General features: G+C 36.7%; 20 protein-coding genes and 1 tRNA gene. 12 read left to right on the top strand and 9 right to left on the bottom strand.

The genetic code is table 11. The annotated features are described in order from the left end of the window. Positions 1-136: 136 nt before the first annotated feature. Positions 137-2,959 carry a 2-oxoglutarate dehydrogenase E1 component gene (locus LB452_RS12480; protein WP_224462069.1) on the top strand — a complete coding sequence of 941 codons (2,823 nt, stop codon included), beginning with the start codon at positions 137-139 and terminating at the stop codon, positions 2,957-2,959. Positions 2,960-2,979: 20 nt separating this feature from the next. Next, positions 2,980-4,260, top strand: a complete 1,281-nt coding sequence (gene odhB, locus LB452_RS12475; RefSeq protein ID WP_224462068.1) for a 2-oxoglutarate dehydrogenase complex dihydrolipoyllysine-residue succinyltransferase — start codon at positions 2,980-2,982, stop codon at positions 4,258-4,260. Positions 4,261-4,667: 407 nt separating this feature from the next. On the opposite strand, the gene LB452_RS12470 is transcribed toward odhB, so the two are convergent. After that, the gene (locus LB452_RS12470; RefSeq protein WP_224462067.1) at positions 4,668-5,105 is read right to left on the bottom strand and encodes a retropepsin-like aspartic protease; all 438 of its coding nucleotides are present in this window, start codon (positions 5,103-5,105) and stop codon (positions 4,668-4,670) included. A 50-nt stretch (positions 5,106-5,155) separates the two neighbouring features. Here LB452_RS12470 and LB452_RS12465 point away from each other — a divergent pair, with 50 nt between their 5' ends. From LB452_RS12465 to LB452_RS12430, 8 genes are all read left to right on the top strand, one after another. Further along, positions 5,156-5,923, top strand: coding sequence for a TatD family hydrolase (locus tag LB452_RS12465; RefSeq protein WP_224462066.1), 768 nt, complete (start codon positions 5,156-5,158; stop codon positions 5,921-5,923). Between the two features lie 13 nt (positions 5,924-5,936). Further along, positions 5,937-6,956: an asparaginase gene (locus LB452_RS12460; RefSeq protein WP_224462065.1), complete on the top strand. Its 1,020-nt coding sequence runs from the start codon at positions 5,937-5,939 to the stop codon at positions 6,954-6,956. Between the two features lie 79 nt (positions 6,957-7,035). Next, positions 7,036-7,125, top strand: a tRNA-Ser gene (locus tag LB452_RS12455). 57 nt (positions 7,126-7,182) lie between these two features. Beyond that, complete coding sequence (locus LB452_RS12450; protein WP_224462064.1) at positions 7,183-7,971, top strand: MotA/TolQ/ExbB proton channel family protein; 789 nt, start codon at positions 7,183-7,185, stop codon at positions 7,969-7,971. A gap of 5 nt (positions 7,972-7,976) precedes the next feature. Further along, positions 7,977-8,411, top strand: coding sequence for a hypothetical protein (locus LB452_RS12445; protein ID WP_224462063.1), 435 nt, complete (start codon positions 7,977-7,979; stop codon positions 8,409-8,411). Between the two features lie 2 nt (positions 8,412-8,413). After that, the gene (locus LB452_RS12440; protein ID WP_224462062.1) at positions 8,414-9,022 is read left to right on the top strand and encodes an ExbD/TolR family protein; all 609 of its coding nucleotides are present in this window, start codon (positions 8,414-8,416) and stop codon (positions 9,020-9,022) included. 12 nt (positions 9,023-9,034) lie between these two features. After that, entirely contained in the window at positions 9,035-9,517 is a 483-nt protein-coding gene (locus LB452_RS12435) for an ExbD/TolR family protein (RefSeq protein WP_224455189.1), read from the top strand. Positions 9,518-9,611: 94 nt separating this feature from the next. Continuing rightward, positions 9,612-10,310, top strand: coding sequence for a porin family protein (locus LB452_RS12430; RefSeq protein WP_224462061.1), 699 nt, complete (start codon positions 9,612-9,614; stop codon positions 10,308-10,310). 2 nt (positions 10,311-10,312) lie between these two features. Here the strand turns inward: LB452_RS12430 and LB452_RS12425 are convergent, their stop codons facing one another. The 4 genes from LB452_RS12425 to asnS form a co-directional block, all read right to left on the bottom strand. Then, positions 10,313-10,927 carry a hypothetical protein gene (locus tag LB452_RS12425; RefSeq protein ID WP_224462060.1) on the bottom strand — a complete coding sequence of 205 codons (615 nt, stop codon included), beginning with the start codon at positions 10,925-10,927 and terminating at the stop codon, positions 10,313-10,315. Then, positions 10,924-12,372, bottom strand: coding sequence for an RNA polymerase factor sigma-54 (gene rpoN / locus LB452_RS12420; RefSeq protein ID WP_224462059.1), 1,449 nt, complete (start codon positions 12,370-12,372; stop codon positions 10,924-10,926). Before rpoN ends, LB452_RS12425 begins: the two co-directional genes overlap by 4 nt. Positions 12,373-12,444: 72 nt before the next feature. Further along, positions 12,445-13,323 (bottom strand): RluA family pseudouridine synthase, encoded by an 879-nt coding sequence (locus tag LB452_RS12415; RefSeq protein ID WP_224462058.1) that lies wholly within the window; start codon positions 13,321-13,323, stop codon positions 12,445-12,447. Next, a complete protein-coding gene (gene asnS, locus LB452_RS12410; protein WP_224462057.1) occupies positions 13,310-14,752 on the bottom strand; it encodes an asparagine--tRNA ligase in 1,443 nt (480 codons plus the stop codon). Before asnS ends, LB452_RS12415 begins: the two co-directional genes overlap by 14 nt. A 173-nt stretch (positions 14,753-14,925) precedes the next feature. Between asnS and LB452_RS12405 the strand changes: the two genes are divergently transcribed. Together LB452_RS12405 and feoB are read left to right on the top strand one after the other, a co-directional pair. Continuing rightward, complete coding sequence (locus tag LB452_RS12405) at positions 14,926-15,159, top strand: FeoA family protein (protein ID WP_224462056.1); 234 nt, start codon at positions 14,926-14,928, stop codon at positions 15,157-15,159. Then, positions 15,152-17,254 (top strand): ferrous iron transport protein B, encoded by a 2,103-nt coding sequence (gene feoB / locus LB452_RS12400; protein ID WP_224462055.1) that lies wholly within the window; start codon positions 15,152-15,154, stop codon positions 17,252-17,254. The genes LB452_RS12405 and feoB overlap by 8 nt, the downstream gene beginning before the upstream one ends. Positions 17,255-17,380: 126 nt before the next feature. On the opposite strand, the gene LB452_RS12390 is transcribed toward feoB, so the two are convergent. The 4 genes from LB452_RS12390 to LB452_RS12375 are packed head-to-tail and all read right to left on the bottom strand — an operon-like array spanning position 17,381 to position 20,213. Further along, on the bottom strand, positions 17,381-17,947 hold the full coding sequence (locus LB452_RS12390; protein WP_224462053.1) for a 5-formyltetrahydrofolate cyclo-ligase: 567 nt from the start codon (positions 17,945-17,947) through the stop codon (positions 17,381-17,383). Then, positions 17,940-18,920, bottom strand: a complete 981-nt coding sequence (locus tag LB452_RS12385; RefSeq protein ID WP_224462052.1) for a succinylglutamate desuccinylase/aspartoacylase family protein — start codon at positions 18,918-18,920, stop codon at positions 17,940-17,942. Before LB452_RS12385 ends, LB452_RS12390 begins: the two co-directional genes overlap by 8 nt. Continuing rightward, positions 18,920-19,792 (bottom strand): 30S ribosomal protein S6--L-glutamate ligase, encoded by an 873-nt coding sequence (gene rimK, locus LB452_RS12380; RefSeq protein WP_224455200.1) that lies wholly within the window; start codon positions 19,790-19,792, stop codon positions 18,920-18,922. Before rimK ends, LB452_RS12385 begins: the two co-directional genes overlap by 1 nt. Continuing rightward, positions 19,782-20,213: an ATP-dependent zinc protease family protein gene (locus LB452_RS12375; RefSeq protein ID WP_224462051.1), complete on the bottom strand. Its 432-nt coding sequence runs from the start codon at positions 20,211-20,213 to the stop codon at positions 19,782-19,784. Before LB452_RS12375 ends, rimK begins: the two co-directional genes overlap by 11 nt. Positions 20,214-20,289: the final 76 nt, after the last annotated feature.

Genomic DNA, 20,289 nt, shown 5'->3' with positions numbered 1-20,289 from the left:
GTTACATCTGGATGTAAAGATTTTGTTTAAGATATTTCTCTTGAAGGCTGCACATTTATAAAATTAATTCAAAGAAGCCCTGTTTTGGATAGAAATCGTAATTTTGTAACTACACATTACAAGATGTAATTTCAATATGGACAAATATTCATTTTTAAATGCGATGCACCCATCGCAATTAGCCGACCTCTATAATCAATACTTACAAAATCCCGATGCCACTGAACCAAGTATGCGAGCCTTTTTTCAAGGTTTTGATTTTGGATTAGAGTCCGGGTTTGAAGAAGGTGGATCTGAGGATTCTGCAACTACAGTAAAATTAAAAGACGCTGAAACCAAAGAAACCCAGGAAGTTAAAGTTCCTGAAAATGTCCAGAAGGAATTTCAGGTCGTCAATCTTATCGATGGCTACAGACATCGAGGTCATTTATTTACAAAAACGAATCCGGTAAGAGAACGTAGAAAATATTCACCCAAACTAGATATTGAAAATTTTGGCTTATCAAAATCAGATTTAGATCTGGAATTTGAAGCTGGAGAAATCATCGGTATCGGTAAAGCAACCTTAAGACAGATCATAGATTTTCTTGAAAATGTCTTCTGTGATTCAATTGGTGTGGAATATGCTTACATCAGAAATCCTGAAGTTATTAAATGGATACAAGATCACATTTATAAAAATCAAAATAAAACCAATTTTTCTGAAAAGCAGAAGAAGAATATTCTGAGACGACTCAATGAGGCTGTAACTTTTGAAAGTTTTCTTCACAAAAGTTATGTTGGTCAAAAACGTTTTTCACTTGAAGGTAACGAATCTTTAATTCCCGCTTTGGACACCCTTATCGAAGGTGCTGCAGATATGGGGGTAAAAGAATTTGTAATGGGAATGGCTCATCGAGGCCGACTCAATACATTAGTAAATATCTTCGGTAAAAGCGCTAAGGATATCTTCAACGAGTTTGAGGGTAAAGATTATGACGTAGATGGATTTGATGGCGATGTAAAATACCACTTGGGGTGGACGTCTGTCCGTAAAACCGACTCAAATAAAGAAATCAATTTAAACATAGCTCCAAATCCTTCGCATTTGGAAACTGTTGGTTCTGTAGTGCAAGGTATTGCAAGGGCAAAACAGGATGACCATCACCTTGGAGAAGAACAAAATGTTCTGCCAATCGTGGTTCATGGTGATGCTGCTATAGCTGGACAGGGAATTGCATACGAGATTGTGCAAATGGCACAGCTGGATGGCTATAAGACGGGCGGAACCATTCATATTGTTGTCAATAATCAAATCGGTTTTACTACCAATTATATTGATGGAAGATCATCCATTTATTGTACAGATGTTGCTAAGGTGACTTTATCTCCAGTATTACATGTGAATGCAGACGATGTTGAAGCGGTTGTTCATGCAATGAATTTTGCATTACAATACAGAATGGAGTTTGGAAGAGATGTGTTCATTGATTTGTTAGGTTATAGAAAGTATGGCCATAACGAAGGTGATGAACCAAAATTTACTCAGCCAAAATTGTACAAAGCGATTTCAGAACATAAAAACCCTAGAGACATTTATGCAGATAAATTGATGGAAGAAGGTGTTATTGATGAAGAATATCTGGATCAATTGGAAGAAAAAGTTAAGTCTAAACTTAACGAAGAATACGAAGTTTCCAAAAAAGAAGAAAAATCTGTAGTTTCTAAAATCCTTCAAGAAGAGTGGGAAGGTTATGAGCCTGCCAACAAGCAAAAAATGCTTGAGCCTGTAAACACTAAGTTTGACCTAGAGAGACTTTCGGAATTGGCAGAAGCCATCACGACATTGCCTGAGGATAAAAACTTTATGAGGAAGATCAAAAAACTCATAAAAGCACGTCATACCATGTACTTCGAGAGGAACGAACTGGACTGGGCGATGGGCGAAATTTTAGCTTACGCCACCTTACTTGATGAAGGTCACGATGTACGAATTTCAGGACAGGATGTTGAGCGAGGAACTTTCTCTCACAGACATGCCGTTATCAAGACAGAAAACAGCGAAGAAGAATATGTACCTCACAATAATATAAAAGAGGATCAAGGTCATTTCTATATATACAATTCTTTACTTTCAGAATACGCAGTTGTTGGTTTTGACTATGGTTACGCCATGGCAAGTCCTTCTACTCTGACCATCTGGGAAGCGCAATTTGGAGACTTCAGTAATGGGGCTCAAATCATGATTGACCAGTACATATCATCGGCAGAAGACAAGTGGAAAACTCAGAATGGTCTGGTTTTGCTATTACCTCACGGGTATGAAGGTCAGGGTTCAGAACATTCTTCAGCAAGAATGGAAAGGTATCTTCAGTTATGTGCAAAAGACAATATGTTTGTGGCGAATTGTACAACTCCGGCGAATTACTTTCACCTGTTGAGACGACAGCTGAAAACCGATTACAGAAAACCTCTCGTCGTTTTTACACCCAAAAGCTTGTTAAGACATGCTGAGGTGATTTCGCCTAAAGAAGATCTGGCCGAAGGAAGTTTTCAAACGGTTATTGACGATCCCAAAGCTAAAGTAAAAGACATTAAAACATTGGTATTCTGTTCAGGTAAATTCTATTTTGATCTAAAGAAAAGAAGAGAAGAAGAGGGGAGAAAGGATGTTGCTTTAGTGAGAATAGAACAATTGTTTCCGGTTCCAGAAAAAGAAATAGATAAAGTAATCAAGAGATATAAGAATGCCGAGGACATCGTCTGGGCTCAGGAGGAACCAAGAAACATGGGTGCTTACACACACTTCTTGCTCCAATATCATAAGATGAAGGACTTTAGAGTATGTAGCAGACGTTTTTACGGTTCACCTGCAGCAGGTAGTCAGGCAAGATTTAAGAAAAGACATGAAGGAGTTATCGATTATGTATTCGATCCTTCAAAAGATAATAACATAAGAGATTATAAAAGTAAAAATTAAGATACCAAACACATAATATTATGGCTTTAGAAATGAAAGTCCCTTCACCGGGAGAGTCAATTAGCGAGGTTGAAATCGCAGAATGGTTAGTTAAAGACGGAGACTACGTAGAAAAAGATCAGGCAGTCGCTGAAGTTGATAGTGATAAAGCGACTTTAGAGTTGCCTGCAGAGGCTTCAGGAATCATTACTTTGAAGGCAGAGGAAGGCGATGTAGTTCAGGTGGGCGAAGTCGTTTGCTTAATTGACACAGATGCCAAAAAGCCATCTGGCGGTGAGGATAAAAAAGATAAATCTGAATCTAAAGACGCTTCAGAAGATAAAAAATCTGAGGACAAAAAAGAAGAAAAGAAAGAGGAGCAATCTTCATCTTCTAAGGAGAAAGAAGAAAAATCATCTTCAGACTCCAAAGAAACTTATGCAACTGGAAGTCCATCTCCAGCGGCTAAGAAAACATTGGACGAGAAAAATATTGATTCCAAAGACGTAAAAGGTACAGGCAGAGATGGCAGAATCACTAAAGAGGATGCTATGAATGCAGAAGGTAAACCTTCGATGGGTTCTCCTGGACCAGGAAAACGCAGCGAGTCCAAAAGCAAAATGTCTATGTTACGTAGAAAAGTAGCAGAGCGTTTGGTAAGTGCCAAAAATGAAACGGCGATGTTGACGACCTTTAACGAAGTCGATATGCAACCTATTTTCGATCTTAGAGCTCAATACAAAGAGAAATTTAAGGAAGCTCATGGTGTAAGCTTAGGCTTTATGTCCTTCTTTACCTTGGCCGTTGTTCGTGCGCTAGACAAATTCCCAGCGGTCAACTCCATGATCGATGGTAAGGAAATGATCACTTACGATTACAAAGACATAAGTATTGCAGTATCTGGTCCGAAAGGTCTTATGGTTCCTGTGATGCGTAATGTGGAGAATCTAGGATTCAGAGGTGTAGAACAAGAGGTGAAGCGTTTGGCTTTACGTGCCAGAGATGGTAAAATTACTGTCGATGAAATGACAGGCGGAACCTTTACCATTTCCAACGGAGGCGTGTTTGGCTCCATGTTATCTACACCTATTATTAACCCTCCGCAAAGCGGAATACTAGGAATGCACAATATTGTGGATCGACCAGTAGCGATTGACGGCAAAGTAGAAATTCGTCCGATCATGTATGTGGCTCTATCTTACGATCACAGAATCATCGACGGAAAAGAATCTGTGGGCTTCCTGGTTGCGATCAAAGAAGCATTGGAAAATCCAAAAGAATACTTGATGGATGGCAACGTAGAAAAAGCACTTGAGCTTTAAGCTAAACATCCTTTTCACACAACTTATAATCCTGAAGTTTCAAAGCTTCAGGGTTTTTTATGCACAATACTGCCGACTTTTTATAAGGTGAATTTGCTCACGTTAACTTTAACGAGTTTCGATACATTGCTTACGGGCTTTGAGTTGGCTTAAATGATACAGCTTGGTGAGGATGATACACTGAAGGGGTTAAGTTGGATTAATGTTTTTGGGATAAACATTATAAGTATTACTTAGTTGTTTGTTGTATAGGTGAAGACCAATATTAAAGCTAGGTATTGATCACAAGACCTCACAAGTTTTTTAAACCTGTGAGGTCTAAACATCTTTAAAATTCGCCTATTAGTTTTTATTCTTCTAGAATGAATTTTTTTCGAGTACATAGGTTCTTAGTAAATAACCTTTATCTACTTCAAAAACAAATAATCTGTTTTATAATCAATCACCGCTTTGCCGCGTTTTAGGATATCGGCACCGATGATGCCATGCACAAGTTCAGCGTCGTGATCACTTAAAGCTTTGTTGACGTGGGATAAGTCAAATAAAATCAGATCAATTTTCTTTTTGGTCCATTTGCCAATGCTTATCTTATTGTTGGTTGACGCTCGGGTAAGCATATTGGTAGCGCCTGCACCAGCCGCTTTAATGTTGCTGTCTTCAGAAAATAAGTTGAAGTGATCGGCGTAAGAAAAGTCTATGCAGGAACTCGAAGCACCAGTGTCTATAATAAAGCTGCCTTCTACTTCATTAATGAAGACTTTACACTCGTAGTGATTGGTCTCGGTGCTGTTCATTTTAAGCACTTTGTAGTTTTTCTCTTTCAGAAAGGATTTTAAAGAAGACATTTGTTGAATTTTCGGCAAATATAAAGTTTCGTTTTAAATAAATTTGCCCCATGATACTTACAGACACACATACGCACCTATATTCTGAAGCTTTTAACGAAGATCGAACCCAAGTCATCCAGAGGGCTATAGATAATGACATCCAGCGGTTTTTTATTCCAGCGATCGATTCAGAAACCACTCAGGCCATGTATGATTTGGAAAAAGCTTTTCCCGATCATATATTTTTGATGATGGGTTTGCATCCTACTTCCGTTTCAGAAAGTGTAGAACAGGAGCTTCAGCACATCGAAGAACAACTTCAGAAGCGATCCTTTTATGCTATTGGGGAAATAGGCATCGACTTGTACTGGGACAAAACTTTTTATGAAGCCCAGCGCAAAGCCTTCAAAAGGCAGATTCAGCTGGCAAAACAATATAAGCTCCCTATTGTGATTCACTGCAGAGAAGCTTTTGATGAGGTGTTTGAAGTTCTGGAAGAAGAAAAAGGTGAAGATTTATACGGCATTTTTCACTGTTTTACGGGAACCAAAGCTCAGGCTGAGCAAGCTATTAGTTATAATATGAAACTAGGTATTGGAGGTGTTGCCACCTTCAAAAATGGAAAAATCGATCAATTTTTAAATGAAATTGACCTAAAACACATCGTGTTAGAAACCGATTCTCCATATTTGGCACCAAAACCTTATAGAGGAAAGCGTAATGAAAGCGCTTATGTCTTAAAGGTTGCCGAAAAACTGGCAGATCTATATGGGGTCAGTCTTGAGGAAATAGCAGCGCAAACCACACAGAATTCCAAAGACGTCTTCGGAATTTAATACTCTTTACTATATGTCCAGAATTCTATTAGTATACACAGGCGGAACCATTGGAATGATCAAAAATCCTGAAACCGGAGTGCTAACGGCTTTCAATTTTGATGAATTGCTATCCAATATCCCTGAATTGAGGCTGTTGGAGCATGATATCAGTACTGTAAGTTTTGATGAGCCGGTCGATTCCTCAGATATGGACACAACCGATTACGTAAAGCTGGCCAATTTGATTGAAGAAAATTTTGAGGACTATGATGGTTTTGTGGTGCTGCACGGCAGTGATACCATGTCTTACACAGCCTCTGTAATTTCTTTCATGTTTGAGAACCTAAAGAAACCAATCATTTTCACGGGGTCTCAGCTGCCGATAGGAGATCTAAGAACAGACGCTAAAGAAAACCTGATCACCAGCATTCAGCTTGCCGGTCTAAAAGAGCAAGGCAAAACTGTGATCAAAGAAGTTGGGCTTTATTTTGAGTACAAGCTTTACAGGGCCAATAGGACGACAAAGGTTAATGCCGAGCATTTTGAAGCCTTTGAATCTGCAAATTTTCCACCAATAGCTGAGTCTGGAGTTAACCTGAAAATCAATTACGAGAAACTGTTGAAGCCCAATATGAGGAAGAAAATGGTTGTTCATAAATCATTAAACGATAATATTTTAATCCTGAAGCTTTTTCCTGGTATAAATTACGATACACTGCATCATATTTTTAATACACCTCATATAGAGGGAATTATAATAGAAACTTTTGGCAGTGGGAATGCAAAAACAAATAAATGGTTTGTAGATCTTTTGAAAGGTCTTGTTGGTAGAGGCGTTTATGTGGTAAATGTCACTCAATGCGTTGGTGGAGCTGTATTAATGGGAAAGTATGCTACGAGTGAAGGCTTAAAAAGGCTTGGTGTAATAAGTGGTGGAGACATAACGACAGAGGCGGCTGTAGGAAAAATGATGTATCTTTTGAACAAAAATCTTGGTCCAAAAGTATTTAAAACTATATTTGAAACCTCTTTACGAGGGGAAATGAATTAAAAATTAACGTTCAATTCCTGCTATAAAAGTATTTTTTTTTATTTATTTGCTAAGTATTAGTTATCGTTCATTAATATAAAGAGAGGTGACCGAGCGGTCGAAGGTGTACGCCTGGAAAGCGTATGTTCCGATTGTATCGGAACCGAGGGTTCGAATCCCTTCCTCTCTGCTTTTTTTAAAACTAAAAATCATTAAACACTAATTATTAATTCTAAGACAGACAACAATGAAAAGATTATTTTCAATTTTAACTATTTTAGCCATCATGGCGGTTGGTAACACAACTTTAACAGCAGCAAATTCTTCTGATATTTTTACTGAAGCAGCTGTGAATTTTGTACAAGATGATGTAGATGCGTCTGGTGAAGAAGCTGAAGAAAGTGTAGGTTTTCACCAAGAATTAAAGAAGCGTTTCATAGAAGGTGGGCCTGGATTTATGGGTATCGTTCTTCTTTGTTTAATTCTTGGACTTGCGATTGCTTTTGAAAGAATTATTTACTTAAACTTAGCGACAACCAACTCAAAGAAACTTGCTGAAAGTGTTGAAGAAGCAATGAAGAGTGGTGGAGCAGAAGCCGCTAAGGAAGTTTGTAGAAATACAAGCGGACCTATAGCCTCAATTTACTACCAAGGTATCGACAGAATGGATGAAGGTATTGAAGCTTCAGAAAAGGCTGTAGTGGCTTACGGCGGTGTTCAAATGGGACAGCTTGAAAAAAATGTTTCTTGGGTATCTTTATTCATAGCACTTGCACCTATGCTTGGTTTCATGGGAACAGTTATTGGTATGATTCAAGCCTTCGATAAGATTGAAGCAGCTGGCGACATGCAGCCATCTTTGGTAGCTGGAGGTATTAAAGTAGCCTTATTAACAACTGTATTTGGTTTGATAGTTGCTATTATACTTCAGGTGTTTTACAATTATATTATCGCTAAAATTGATAGTATCGTAAATGATATGGAAGATGCCTCGATTACTCTTATCGATATCTTAGTTGCACACAAAAACAAATAATCAATATGAATAAAATATTTAATATTATAAAAATTGTCTTTGGTGTTGTAGGGGCTATTCTCTTTGTGAGAATCCTGAATGCTGGAGATGATGCGATAGAAGCTGATGCAGCAATGCAGACAAGCGTACTAGCTCCGTTTATGTATGTTTCCTACGTGATATTAGCAATTACTATACTTGCAGTATTAATCTTTTCTATAAAAGCTCTTTTTACTGGTAATGTCAAGAAAACACTTATATCCTTGGGAGGTTTTATTTTAGTCATTGTGATTTCATACGCAGTGTCTAGTGGTACAGAAACAGCTTTAAGAGATGGTGATATGCTATCTGCTAGTGGCTCTAGATGGGTAAGTACTGGATTGACAGCTTTCTATATATTAGCAGCTTTAGCGGTATTAGCAATGCTTTTATCGAGTGTTAGAAAAATTATAACTAAATAATTATGGCAAAAAGATCAGCACCAGAGGTAAATGCTGGATCCATGGCGGATATAGCCTTCCTTTTGCTTATCTTTTTCTTGGTGACTACTACCATTGAAACAGATAGCGGAATTACTAGGAAGTTACCTCCAATTGACGATTCAGAAGAAGAGCCACCTATTTTGAAAGAACGTAATATTTTTATTGTTCTTGTAAATTCCAGTGGTGATTTATTTGTTGAGGATGAGAAAATGGAATTTAGAGATTTGAGACAGGCCGCAATAGACTTCCTTGACAATGGAGGAGGAACAGGTGATGAAGCTTGTGATTATTGTCAGGGAGCTAAAGACCCTAAATCTTCTGATAATCCAGTAAAAGCTGTTATTTCTTTACAAAATGACAGAAAGACCCAATATGGTAGATACATAGCTGTTCAAAATGAGCTTGTTGCTGCCTATAATGAATTGAGGGATAGAGAAGCGAACAGACTTTATAATATGGATTTTACTGAAATGGAAGCTACCTTTAATGATCCCGAATTTTTGGGAGATAAAGACAAGCTTAAAGAAAGAATCAGTGTTATAAAGGAAATGTATCCTCAGAAGTTATCTGAAGCAGAACCTAAAAAATAAAACTAAAAACTTATGTCAAAATTTAAAAAGAAAGATGACGGCGGGACTCCTGCGATTTCTACTGCATCCTTACCAGATATTGTTTTTATGCTTTTGTTCTTTTTTATGGTTGTTACCGTAATGAGGGATACATCACTTAAGGTTCAAAATATTCTACCTTTTGCTGACCAGGTTGAAAAGTTAGATAAGAAAAACTTAATCATGTATATCTATGCTGGAAAACCATCACCTAGATATCAGGAAACTTTTGGTACAGAGGCTAGGATACAATTGAATGATAAGTACGCAAGTGTAAATGACGTTCAGCAATTTATTAAAGAAGAACGTCTTTCTAAACGCGAAGAATTGCAAGATAAATTGACGACAGCTCTTAAAGTTGATAAAGAAACTAATATGGGACTTGTATCTGATATCAAGCAAGAATTGCGTAAAGCTGAGGCATTAAAAATCAATTATACAACTAAAGAAGGAGCAGCAGAGCTCAATCTTGAGTAAGTTTTCTAAATTATAATGTATTAAAGGCACTCTTTCAAAGAGTGCCTTTTTTATTTGCTTCAACCTGATTAACTTTCCCTACTTTTAATATTTGATGAAAATAATTTATTTAAGTATCTTCTTGCTTTATTTCTGTGCTACAGAGGCACAAGATCTTTCATGGCTCAAACAGAACGAATCTGATTCTCTCTACAGAGAAGATCAATTCTACCTTGGGTTTAGTTTTAATTTTTTAACTGATCTTCCAGAAAATGTAGAACAATCTGGATTTTCCGGAGGCCTTATATTTGGGTTCATTCGTGATATGCCTATCAACAAAAGAAGGAATCTTTCGCTAGGTGTAGGTTTAGGTTTAAACCTTAATACCTTCGGACAAACCTTAAAAATATCCAGAGAAGTGATGCAGGATCGATTTTCTGTACTGGATCCTGAGGTGAATTACGATACCAATCGTTTCACCACCAACCTTGTTGAAATACCTTTAGAGTTGAGATGGAGAACTTCTGAAGTTGATAAACTGTCGTTCTGGAGAGTTTACTTAGGAGTGACCTTTGGATATGTAATAAGTTCAAAGTCTGTTTTCCGCAGTCAAGAAGAAAGTTATGAATTTAGATCTATTGATGGTTTAAATGATTTCAGAACAAATCTAAAACTCACATTTGGATATGGGGCAGTTAATTTTTTCGTAGATGCAAGTTTAAATCCATTGTTTGAAGATTCTCAGATGGAAGTCACAGGTGAGGACGTTGGTATAAAACCTATAAAAGTTGGGCTGGTTTTTTTCTTTCTGTAAACCTAAACCCAGTAACTAAAAAAGTACATTTGAGGTAAAACTCCTGCTACTATACCTATTAAAACTTCAGGAAAGGTATGTGCTCGCTCATAAAGTCGGGATGAGCTTACAAGTCCAAGAAAAATAATAAACAGGCTAATTGAAAATATCATAGGTTCCTGGAAAGATAGGCTTAGACCAATGATAAAACAAACAAGCCCACTTATTCCCAAAGCATGTAAACTTATTTTCACCCTAAACATGCTGAAGAGGAGCGATATAATGCCTGAAAAGAGAATCCCAGAAAAGAAGTAAAATAGCGTTCGATAATTGTAAACGTCCAGAATATTATTGAGTAAAATGAGAACTAATAGTATAAAAAACATAATAAAGAAACGCCTTTCCCTCACATCAGATAGGGTGTAGTTCTTTATCAGTCTCAGGTTTTTTGCAATAAATAAAAATACTATAGGTAAGAAAATGGTGAGGATAACCACTGCTACGAGTTTGGCGGTTATAATTTGCTGGTCCAAGTAATTTGGGATGGCATAAAAATAAAATAAACAACCCACTACAGGCATCCATAGTGGATGTCCTAAGACAGAGAGTAACTTTGAGCCTCTTTCTACAAACCTCATATTTCTTTTCTCAATCTTGCAACAGGCACATCCAACTGTTCTCTGTATTTTGCTATGGTCCTTCTCGCGATTGGATAGCCTTTTTCTTTTAGTATTTGAGCTAATTTAGCATCTGTATGCGGTTTTTTCTTGTTTTCAGACTCAATCGTCATTTCCAAAATCTTTTTGATTTCTCTAGTCGAGACATCCTCGCCTTCTTCATTCTTCATCGATTCCGAAAAAAAACTTTTAATCAGAAACGTACCATAAGGCGTTTCAACATACTTACTATTAGCTACTCTAGACACAGTACTGATGTCCATATCTATTTTTTCAGCAATATCCTTAAGTATCATAGGCTTTAGAGACCTCTCATCGCCAGAAAGGAAGTATTCTTCCTGATGCATCATAATAGAATACATCGTCGAGTAGAGAGTTTCCTGTCTTTGTTTAATGGCGTCAATAAACCATTTAGCAGAATCTAATTTTTGTTTGATAAAGAAAACGGCCTCCTTCTGTTCTTTAGTTTTGGTTTTAGCTTCTTTATAGCCTTTCAGCATATTGGAATAATCTCTGGAAATATGCATTTCTGGAGCATTCCTTCCGTTTAAGGTTAATTCCAATTCACCATTTTTAATATGAATTGCAAAATCAGGAATAACATGTTCGACTGATTTGCTGTTGCCAGAGTATGATGCACCTGGCTTTGGATTAAGGTGCTCTATTTCTTCAACTGCCTTTTTCAGTTTTTCTTCTGTAATGCTGAATTTCTGAATCAGTTTGTCGTAATGCTTTTTACTGAATTTATCAAAAGCTTCATCAATAATCCTGTAGGCTAAATCTACACTCTCCGTCTTGTCTTTTCTTTGTAATTGAATAAGTAAACATTCTCTAAGGTCTCTGGCACCAACCCCTGCCGGATCCAGAGATTGTACAATTTTTAATGTTTTCTCGACAGTTTGCTCGTCTGTGTATATATTTTGAGTAAAAGCCAAATCATCAACAATATCAACCAATGAACGTCTAATGTATCCACTGTCATCCACGCTACCTACCAGAAAAAATGCAATTTCTTCCTGATCGCCTTTAAATGAAAACGTTTGTAACTGAGTTTTTAAATATTGTGAAAATGAAGTTCCAGAGGCGTAAGGCACTTGTTTGTCTTCATCGTCTGCACTGTAATTGTTGGCTTTTAGCTTGTAATTTGGGATTTCATCGTCGCTTAAATAATCATCAACATCAAATTCAGTTTCAATAACATCGCGTTCATCTACATCTGTTTCATTTTTGAATTCGTCCTCAAATTCATCTTTCTCTTTTCCAGCATCTAGAGCTGGATTTTCTTCATATTCCTGCTTTACCCTTTGTTCAAAAGCTAAAGTAGGAAGCTGTATCAACTTCATCAACTGTATTTGTTGCGGTGATAACTTTTGGGATAATTTAAGGTTAAGCCTTTGTTTTAGCATGGTTCTGAGTCAATGGTTTATGCTGAACTTTATTTTAGATCAATTAATTCTACATTAATCAAATCTAAAATTTTACTTCAAGCCATCAATAAATTTAACGAATTTATGTGGTAACTCAGTTTCAATAAATAATCTTTTTTGAGTTTTAGGATGAACAAATTTCAGTGAGCTAGCATGGAGGATGAGACTCCCTTTTTTATTTTTCTCTCCATAAATAGTGTCTCCCACGATAGGACTTCCTTGCGAAGAAAGATGAATCCGGAGCTGATGAGTTCTTCCTGTTTCAGGCCACATATCAATTAAGCTGTAAACTTTACCTTCCTTTTGAAATACTTTTTTAACCTGAAATTTTGTCAAGCTTCGTTTTCCATCAACGTCTTTATTGAATTCGCCTTGCTCATGATCAAGAGATCCTTCTACAATGGCTGAATATTTTTTCTGAATTTTATGATCTTCAAAAAGAACCGATAAAAGTGATTTTGTGGATTGTGTTTTTGCAATCAACAAAATCCCAGAGGTAGGATTATCCAATCGGTGGACTGGTTGCGGAAATGGAAGTTTATCTTTTTCCAGACTATCCTTTAGGTTGAACGGTAAAGCATTCTCAATGGTTTTGAAATAGTTTCCATTGGTTGGATAACCGGCTAATTTGTGAATAACTGCCAGGAATTCGTCTTCATACAGAACCTCAAGTTTTAGATTGAAAATCTTTTTCTTTACTTGAATTTCTTCAGCATAAAGTTTTAAAACCTGTCCATTCTCAATCCAATTTGAGGTATTAGCGATGTGTCCATCAAGAGTGATGAGCTCTTTTTTAAGTGTTTTTTTAAGAGCACTTTTACTTTGAATAGATTGAAAAATATTTAAGCCATACTCCTGTAAGCGTATTTTTTCTTTTAGGTTTTCAACTACATGAGTTTCGATGCAGGTTTTGGATTTAAAATTCTGCATTTTGAGGAGTTCTTGGATAAGGAATTACGTCTCTTATATTTGACATTCCCGTAGCAAAAAGCACAAGACGTTCAAACCCAAGACCAAAGCCAGAATGTTTACAGGTTCCAAGCTTTCTGGTTTCCAGATACCACCACAGCTCTTTTTCGTCTACACCGCCTTCTTTCATTTTGGAAAGTAAGACATCATAACGCTCTTCCCTTTGAGAACCTCCTACTATTTCTCCAATACCTGGAAAGAGAACATCCATTGCTCTTACTGTTTTTTCATCATCGTTCAGGCGCATGTAGAATGCTTTTATATCGGCTGGATAATCGTAAAGAACAACTGGACAACCAAAGTGTTTTTCAACCAAATACCGCTCGTGTTCGCTTTGTAAGTCAGCGCCCCATTCTTCAATAATGTAGTTAAATTTCTTCTTCTTATTTGGTTTTGAATTTCTCAAGATTTCAACAGCTTCTGTATAAGAGACTCTTTTAAAATTGTTTTTTAATACAAAATCAATCTTCTCTCTAAGTGGCATTGGAGATCTATCCTTTTCTGGTTTAGACTTTTCTTCTTGAAGAAGTCTGTTCTCTAAAAACTCTAAATCAGCCTGACAATGTTTTGAAATATAATTCAACACATACTGAATAAAATCTTCAGCTAAATCGATATTTCCTTCCAAATCACAAAATGCCATCTCTGGTTCTATCATCCAGAATTCAGCAAGGTGTCTGGAAGTATTGGAGTTTTCTGCTCTGAAGGTGGGTCCAAACGTATACACCTTTCCAAGTCCGAGTGCATAAGTTTCGGCTTCAAGTTGTCCACTTACCGTCAGGTTGGTTTCCTTTCCGAAGAAATCTTTGGAGAAATCAATCTCACCTGCATCATTTTTTGGAATGTCCTTAAGGTTTAAACTCGTAACTTTAAACATTTCACCAGCGCCTTCAGCATCACTTCCTGTTACAATTGGAGTGTTGACGTAATAGAATCCGTTTTCATTAAAATATTGATGAACCGCAAAAGCCAGTTTTGACCTTACTCTCATGACAGCTCCAAAGGTGTTGGTCCGTACTCTGAGATGAGCTTGCTCTCTTAGTTTTTCCAAAGAGTGTTTTTTTGGCTGAAGTATTGTTTTCTTTACATCTTCAGGATCTGCTTTTCCTAAAATTTCAATTGATTTGACATCAAGTTCAACACGCTGACCTTTTCCTTCACTTTCCTTTAATGTCCCGGTAACCGAAATAGAAGCTCCAGTAGTTATGCTTTTCAAAATTTCTTCGTCAGTGTTTTCAAAATCTACAATACACTGCAAATTATCCAGGCAGGACCCATCATTTAAAGCGATAAAGCGATTACTTCTAAACGCTCTTACCCATCCGTTTACTTTATATTCCTGTAAAATATGATCACTTTCCAGAAGCTCAACTACGTTTTTTGTCAGCATTATCAATTGTTTTAGTAAGCGGCAAAGGTAATTTTTTCCTTAAGGCTTTACAATAGCTTTTGAAAAATACAATCTCATTTTATTCAGGTTTGTTGAGTGAATTTTAAATATTTCTATATTACTCCAGATTTACGTAAAAGCTTCTTACTTTTGTTTAAAATTAATCTAAATAGATGATGACTGTAGCCAATTTAAAGAAGGGACAGAAAGCTATTATAGGAGAAATGACCTCTCAGGATATTCCTCTTAAGCTTTTGGAGATGGGGTGTTTGCCAGGAAATCATGTAGAACTTATACAGATCGCACCATTTAAAGATCCGCTTTATCTCAATGTCAATGATACTTACTTATCGATAAGAAAAGAGACTGCCAAGCTCATCAACGTAGAACTTATTGAGGATGAGTAAACAAATAAATGTTGCTTTAGTTGGCAATCCGAATACAGGCAAGACTTCAGTTTTTAATAATCTTACAGGATTAAACCAGAAGGTTGGTAATTATCCGGGAATCACTGTAGAAAAAAAAGAAGCTATAATTAAGCTTTCAAGAAATTTGAAAGCCCACATTATGGACCTACCAGGAACCTACAGCCTTAATGCGACTTCTATGGATGAAAATGTGGTTGTCGAATTACTGCTGAATAAAAATGATAAAGATTATCCAGATGTTGTGGTCGTCGTTAGTGATATTGAAAACTTAAAAAGAAATCTCCTCTTATTTACACAAATTAAAGACCTTGGATTACCAACCATTTTGGCTATAAATATGGCTGACCGGATGGATAGAAAAGGAATTGAACTTGATATCGACCTTCTCGAAAAGCGCCTGAATACTAAAGTCAATTTAATCAGTGCGAAAAAAAATAAGGGATTTGATAGTCTAAAACAATCCATAATAGATTATAATAAAATTTCTTTGAATCCTTGTTTGGACGCTTCAGCAATAGATAAAGACTATTTTGATTCTTTAAGAAAGGCATATCCTAACCAAGATCTTTATAAATTATGGTTGGTAATCACTCAGGATGTGAACTTTGGTAAAACCAACAGAAAAAGGATTCCATCTGAAAGCGGCTTTAAACCGAAATCAGATTCAGAAATAAAACGACTTCAGCAAAAGGAGACCATCAAGAGGTATCAGTTTATCAATAATACGCTAAAGGAAACCTTAACCAAGGATTTGGCTTTGGCAACAGGACTCAGGGCGAAAATTGATCGATTGATGATTCATAAAGTCTGGGGGTATGTTATCTTTTTGGCAATTTTATTCTTGATTTTCCAAACGATTTATGACTGGTCCACTTATCCTATGGACTTAATTGATGAGAGCTTTCTCTTTTTGAGTGAATTTGTAAAACAAAATTTGCCAGCGGGAATGCTTACCGAACTCATTGCTGAAGGTATTATTCCAGGTATTGGTGGAATTGTCATTTTTGTTCCTCAGATTGCCTTTTTGTTCTTATTCATATCTATTCTGGAAGAGACTGGATACATGAGTCGAGTCGTTTTCCTTATGGATCGAATCATGCGAAAATTTGGAATGAGTGGGAAAAGTGTTGTGCCTCTGGTTTCTGGTACGGCCTGTGCTATCCCCGCTGTGATGGCAGCAAGAAATATTGAAAGTTGGAAAGAAAGGCTGGTTACAATTTTGGTCGTTCCCTTTACCACCTGTTCTGCAAGACTTCCTGTGTACTTAATTATCATCAGTCTGGTGATTCCAGATGAGCGCTGGCTGGGTATTTTCAATTATCAAGCTATTACGTTGATGCTTCTTTATTTACTTGGTTTTGTGACTGCAGTTGCTTCAGGCTGGTTAGCGAGCAAGATGCTTAAGGTAGATTTCAAATCTTATTTTGTGGTAGAAATGCCAAATTACAAACTACCGATTTTTAAAAATGTGGCATTTACAGTAGTTGAAAAGACTAAATCTTTCGTGTTTGGAGCTGGAAAAATAATTTTAGCCATTTCTATTATACTTTGGGTCTTGGCCAGTTATGGTCCTACAGATAGATTCGATAATGCGGAGGAAATCGTAACCTCTACAATCGATCATTCAGAAATGACAGCACAAGAGCTAGAAACAGAAATTTCCTCTTACAAGCTCAAGAATTCTTACATTGGATATGCCGGTAGAGCCATAGAGCCCGCTGTAACTCCTCTTGGCTACGACTGGAAAATTGGCATAGCGATTATAAGTTCATTTGCAGCACGGGAAGTTTTTGTAGGAACTCTAGCGACTATTTACAGTGTTGGGAATGAAGATGAGCAAACCATAAAAAGTCGAATGGCTGCAGAAACCAATCCTATACTTGGTGGACCATTATTTACTTTTGCAAGTGGAATTAGCTTGTTGTTGTTTTACGCCTTTGCCATGCAGTGCATGAGTACTTTGGCTATTGTGAAAAGGGAGACGGGAACCTGGAAATGGCCTATGATACAACTGTTTGGTATGTCCGGCTTTGCTTATGTGGTCGCTTTAATTGCTTTTCAAATTTTAAAATAAAACTATGTTACAGGAGATATTTGTACTTATTATATTTTTATTGGCGGTGAGCTATCTGGTAAAGAAATTCTTTTTCAAGTCAAAAAGTAAAAGCACAGCTTGCGGCTCTGGTCAATGTGGGTGTGATTAGTTTGATTTGAATTTGTGTATACTTTCTGGTGTGATGCAATAGTCAAGTGCTATGTCGTGGTCTGAAACTTCTATGTCTTCTGCTTCAGGTTCAAAAAAAGACAAGCCAATTTTTAAACTTTCAGGCCGGCAGTTCGAAAGAAACTTGTCATAAAAACCTTTACCGTATCCAATTCTATGGCCTTGTTTATCGTAGGCCAATAATGGTAAAAATACAACGTCAATTTGACTGGGTTCAATTTTAATTCCATTTACAGGTTCAGGAATATCCCATTTACTCAGTCTCAGTTTTGTAGTGTCTGTGAGTAAAAAATGCTCGAGAATTTCTCCCCTTACTTTAGGTACGACAGCATTGGCATCTTTGCCAAAAATGATTTGTAATAGGTATTCCGTATTTATTTCTTTTTGCTTGGAAATACTTAGGAATAAGTGGTAAAATTCAAAATCCCAAATATCCAGCTGTAAAGCCTGATTCGCTATTTTAAGGCTCATATCGTCTACTTCAGAAAGAGAAAGTTTTTTTCTGAAATTGATATATTTTTTTCTTAGGTCCCCTTTATTCATTTTTAATTTCCTTGGAAATGTGGAAAATAGCGTCTCCCTGATAAACGATAGGAGATTGGTTAGCATTGATAATATACCCGTTATTACTGGCTTTTACTTTATGCCTGAAGCTCCCGTAAGGATCTGTAATTGTAGCAATAAATTCACCTTTTTCAACGAGTTTACCAATTGGAATCTTAATATGAAGCAATCCACTGTATTTTGCTCTCATCCAGTATGTGCTGGATATAAATTTGGTATCTTCTTCGGGATCTTCAACTTCAAAATTTGATTTTAGCATATCAAAATGCTTCATAATGCGTTTTAACCCATCCACCCCATGTTTTGAAATCTCTTTATTGTTGTCTTTAGATTTACCTCCCTCAAACAATAAGACTGTTTTCCCGTGTTTCACACAAGTCATCCTGTATGAATTTTTAATTGTTGAAGAATAAACAGTAAATGGCGCATTGAAGACTTTAGCCAACTCTTCCCCCCTTTCATCTGTTTTATCGATTCGAATTTGCGCGGCGTTAAACCGGCTTGCACCACCTGTATGGAAGTCGAAGCAGTAGTCTGCAGCGGGTAATATTTCAGAAGCAAATTGGTAAGCAAATCTACTGGCCAAAGCGCCCGTTTTGGATCCGGGAAACATTCTGTTAAGATCTCTTCCATCTGGAAACTCACGGGTCATGTTGAGAAATCCAAATACATTTAACACTGGCACGCAAATAACAGTTCCTCTTGTTGGCTTGTTGATCCCTTTGGAAATAAATTGTCTTACGGTTTCCACTCCATTCACTTCATCTCCATGGATACCTGCCGTTATGAGTAGAACAGGACCAGATTTTTTTGCTCGCTGTATAATCACAGGAACTTCCACAGAAGTAGTCGTGTAGAGCTTGGCTGTATTGAAATTTATTCTTGCTTTTTCACCAGGATAGACTTTCCTGTCCAAGATGTGAAGGACATTTTTAGAATCTATATGAGGCATTAGACATTTTTTTCTATGTATTGAATAATGCTTCTGGCAATGTCTTTTCCAGTAGCTTTTTCAATACCCTCAAGACCTGGTGAAGAGTTAACTTCCAAAATTAATGGACCTCTGGAACTTTGTAGAAGGTCAACACCTGCAACACCAAGTCGCATGGCTTTTGCAGCTTTTATAGCGGCTATTTCCTCTTCGTCAGAAAGTTCAATAACTTCGGCAGATCCACCTTGGTGTAAATTTGAACGGAATTCTCCTTCTTTTCCTTGTCTCTTCATCGCTCCAACTACATGCCCATCAACTACGAAAACACGTATATCTGCACCTTTAGCTTCCTTGATAAATTCCTGTACAATGACTCTTGCCTGCAATCCATTAAACGCTTCAATAACTGATTTTGCAGCATTTTTTGTTTCTGCCAACACAACTCCCAATCCCTGAGTTCCTTCCAAAAGTTTAATGACTAAGGGGGTTCCACCAACTTGTTGTATGACACCATTTACATCTCTGGAGTAGTTGGTGAAAACTGTTTTAGGCAATCCAATTTTAGCTCTGGAAAGCACTTGCAAGCTTCTTAATTTATCTCTACTTCTTACCAAAGCTTCGGAGTCTATGGTACTAAATGCTCCCATCATTTCAAACTGTCTTACCACTGCAGTACCATAAAAGGTTACAGAAGCACCAATACGAGGTATAATAGCATCTGTGTCTAGAATGTATTCACCTTTGTAGTAAATGTTGGGGTTACGCTTTTCAATTACCAAGTCACATTTAAGTGGATCAATAACTTGTACATCATGCTTTCTTTTTTTAGCAGCTTCAACTAGGCGTTTTGTAGAATAGAGATTTGGATTTCTCGATAAAATTTTAATGTTCATGGTGATGAGTGTTATGAGATAGATTTTGTAATTCTGGGTCTACAATAAATTTTTTATTTAAAAATTTACGGCCTAGAAGAACCGGGTGTTTCATTTCTTTTCTATTGCTCAAAGAAAGTGAAATTTTATAAACTTTACCAAAAATTTCAATGCTAGACTTTATTTCATATCTACTTTGGGCAATACCGTTGCTACTCTTTACTCTTATCTTATTATAAGTTTTGAAGACAAAGGCTTTATGATCGTATTCTGGATGTTCTTGGTCTAGAAAAATGCAATGTAAACCATCTCCTTTTTCTTCGATATTTTCGCAGTGGATAGAAGATGTATAAGCGCCTGTGTCAATTTTGATAGAAATGTCTTTCAGATTTAACTCAGGAAAGTTAGCCTTATCCAGCCTGCCAATAATTTTTTTCTTCATATTTATGCAAATTACAAAAATGAATGTATCCAGAATTTTCTCGCGAAATTAATATTATATTTATAATTATAAACAA

It is taken from the genome of Psychroflexus longus, assembly GCF_020164595.1.
In the GTDB taxonomy this organism is placed as follows: domain Bacteria; phylum Bacteroidota; class Bacteroidia; order Flavobacteriales; family Flavobacteriaceae; genus Psychroflexus; species Psychroflexus longus.
The sequence above is the reverse complement of the archived record's forward strand: the minus strand, read 5'-3'. Positions and strand labels throughout refer to the sequence as shown.

Coding starts and splice junctions, on each gene's coding strand:
- LB452_RS12480 (WP_224462069.1), top strand. CDS start 137: ATGGACAAATATTCATTTTTAAATGCGATGCACCCATCGCAATTAGCC.
- odhB (WP_224462068.1), top strand. CDS start 2,980: ATGGCTTTAGAAATGAAAGTCCCTTCACCGGGAGAGTCAATTAGCGAG.
- LB452_RS12470 (WP_224462067.1), bottom strand. CDS start 5,105: ATGTCTTCTTTAAAATCCTTTCTGAAAGAGAAAAACTACAAAGTGCTT.
- LB452_RS12465 (WP_224462066.1), top strand. CDS start 5,156: ATGATACTTACAGACACACATACGCACCTATATTCTGAAGCTTTTAAC.
- LB452_RS12460 (WP_224462065.1), top strand. CDS start 5,937: ATGTCCAGAATTCTATTAGTATACACAGGCGGAACCATTGGAATGATC.
- LB452_RS12450 (WP_224462064.1), top strand. CDS start 7,183: ATGAAAAGATTATTTTCAATTTTAACTATTTTAGCCATCATGGCGGTT.
- LB452_RS12445 (WP_224462063.1), top strand. CDS start 7,977: ATGAATAAAATATTTAATATTATAAAAATTGTCTTTGGTGTTGTAGGG.
- LB452_RS12440 (WP_224462062.1), top strand. CDS start 8,414: ATGGCAAAAAGATCAGCACCAGAGGTAAATGCTGGATCCATGGCGGAT.
- LB452_RS12435 (WP_224455189.1), top strand. CDS start 9,035: ATGTCAAAATTTAAAAAGAAAGATGACGGCGGGACTCCTGCGATTTCT.
- LB452_RS12430 (WP_224462061.1), top strand. CDS start 9,612: ATGAAAATAATTTATTTAAGTATCTTCTTGCTTTATTTCTGTGCTACA.
- LB452_RS12425 (WP_224462060.1), bottom strand. CDS start 10,927: ATGAGGTTTGTAGAAAGAGGCTCAAAGTTACTCTCTGTCTTAGGACAT.
- rpoN (WP_224462059.1), bottom strand. CDS start 12,372: ATGCTAAAACAAAGGCTTAACCTTAAATTATCCCAAAAGTTATCACCG.
- LB452_RS12415 (WP_224462058.1), bottom strand. CDS start 13,323: ATGCAGAATTTTAAATCCAAAACCTGCATCGAAACTCATGTAGTTGAA.
- asnS (WP_224462057.1), bottom strand. CDS start 14,752: ATGCTGACAAAAAACGTAGTTGAGCTTCTGGAAAGTGATCATATTTTA.
- LB452_RS12405 (WP_224462056.1), top strand. CDS start 14,926: ATGATGACTGTAGCCAATTTAAAGAAGGGACAGAAAGCTATTATAGGA.
- feoB (WP_224462055.1), top strand. CDS start 15,152: ATGAGTAAACAAATAAATGTTGCTTTAGTTGGCAATCCGAATACAGGC.
- LB452_RS12390 (WP_224462053.1), bottom strand. CDS start 17,947: ATGAATAAAGGGGACCTAAGAAAAAAATATATCAATTTCAGAAAAAAA.
- LB452_RS12385 (WP_224462052.1), bottom strand. CDS start 18,920: ATGCCTCATATAGATTCTAAAAATGTCCTTCACATCTTGGACAGGAAA.
- rimK (WP_224455200.1), bottom strand. CDS start 19,792: ATGAACATTAAAATTTTATCGAGAAATCCAAATCTCTATTCTACAAAA.
- LB452_RS12375 (WP_224462051.1), bottom strand. CDS start 20,213: ATGAAGAAAAAAATTATTGGCAGGCTGGATAAGGCTAACTTTCCTGAG.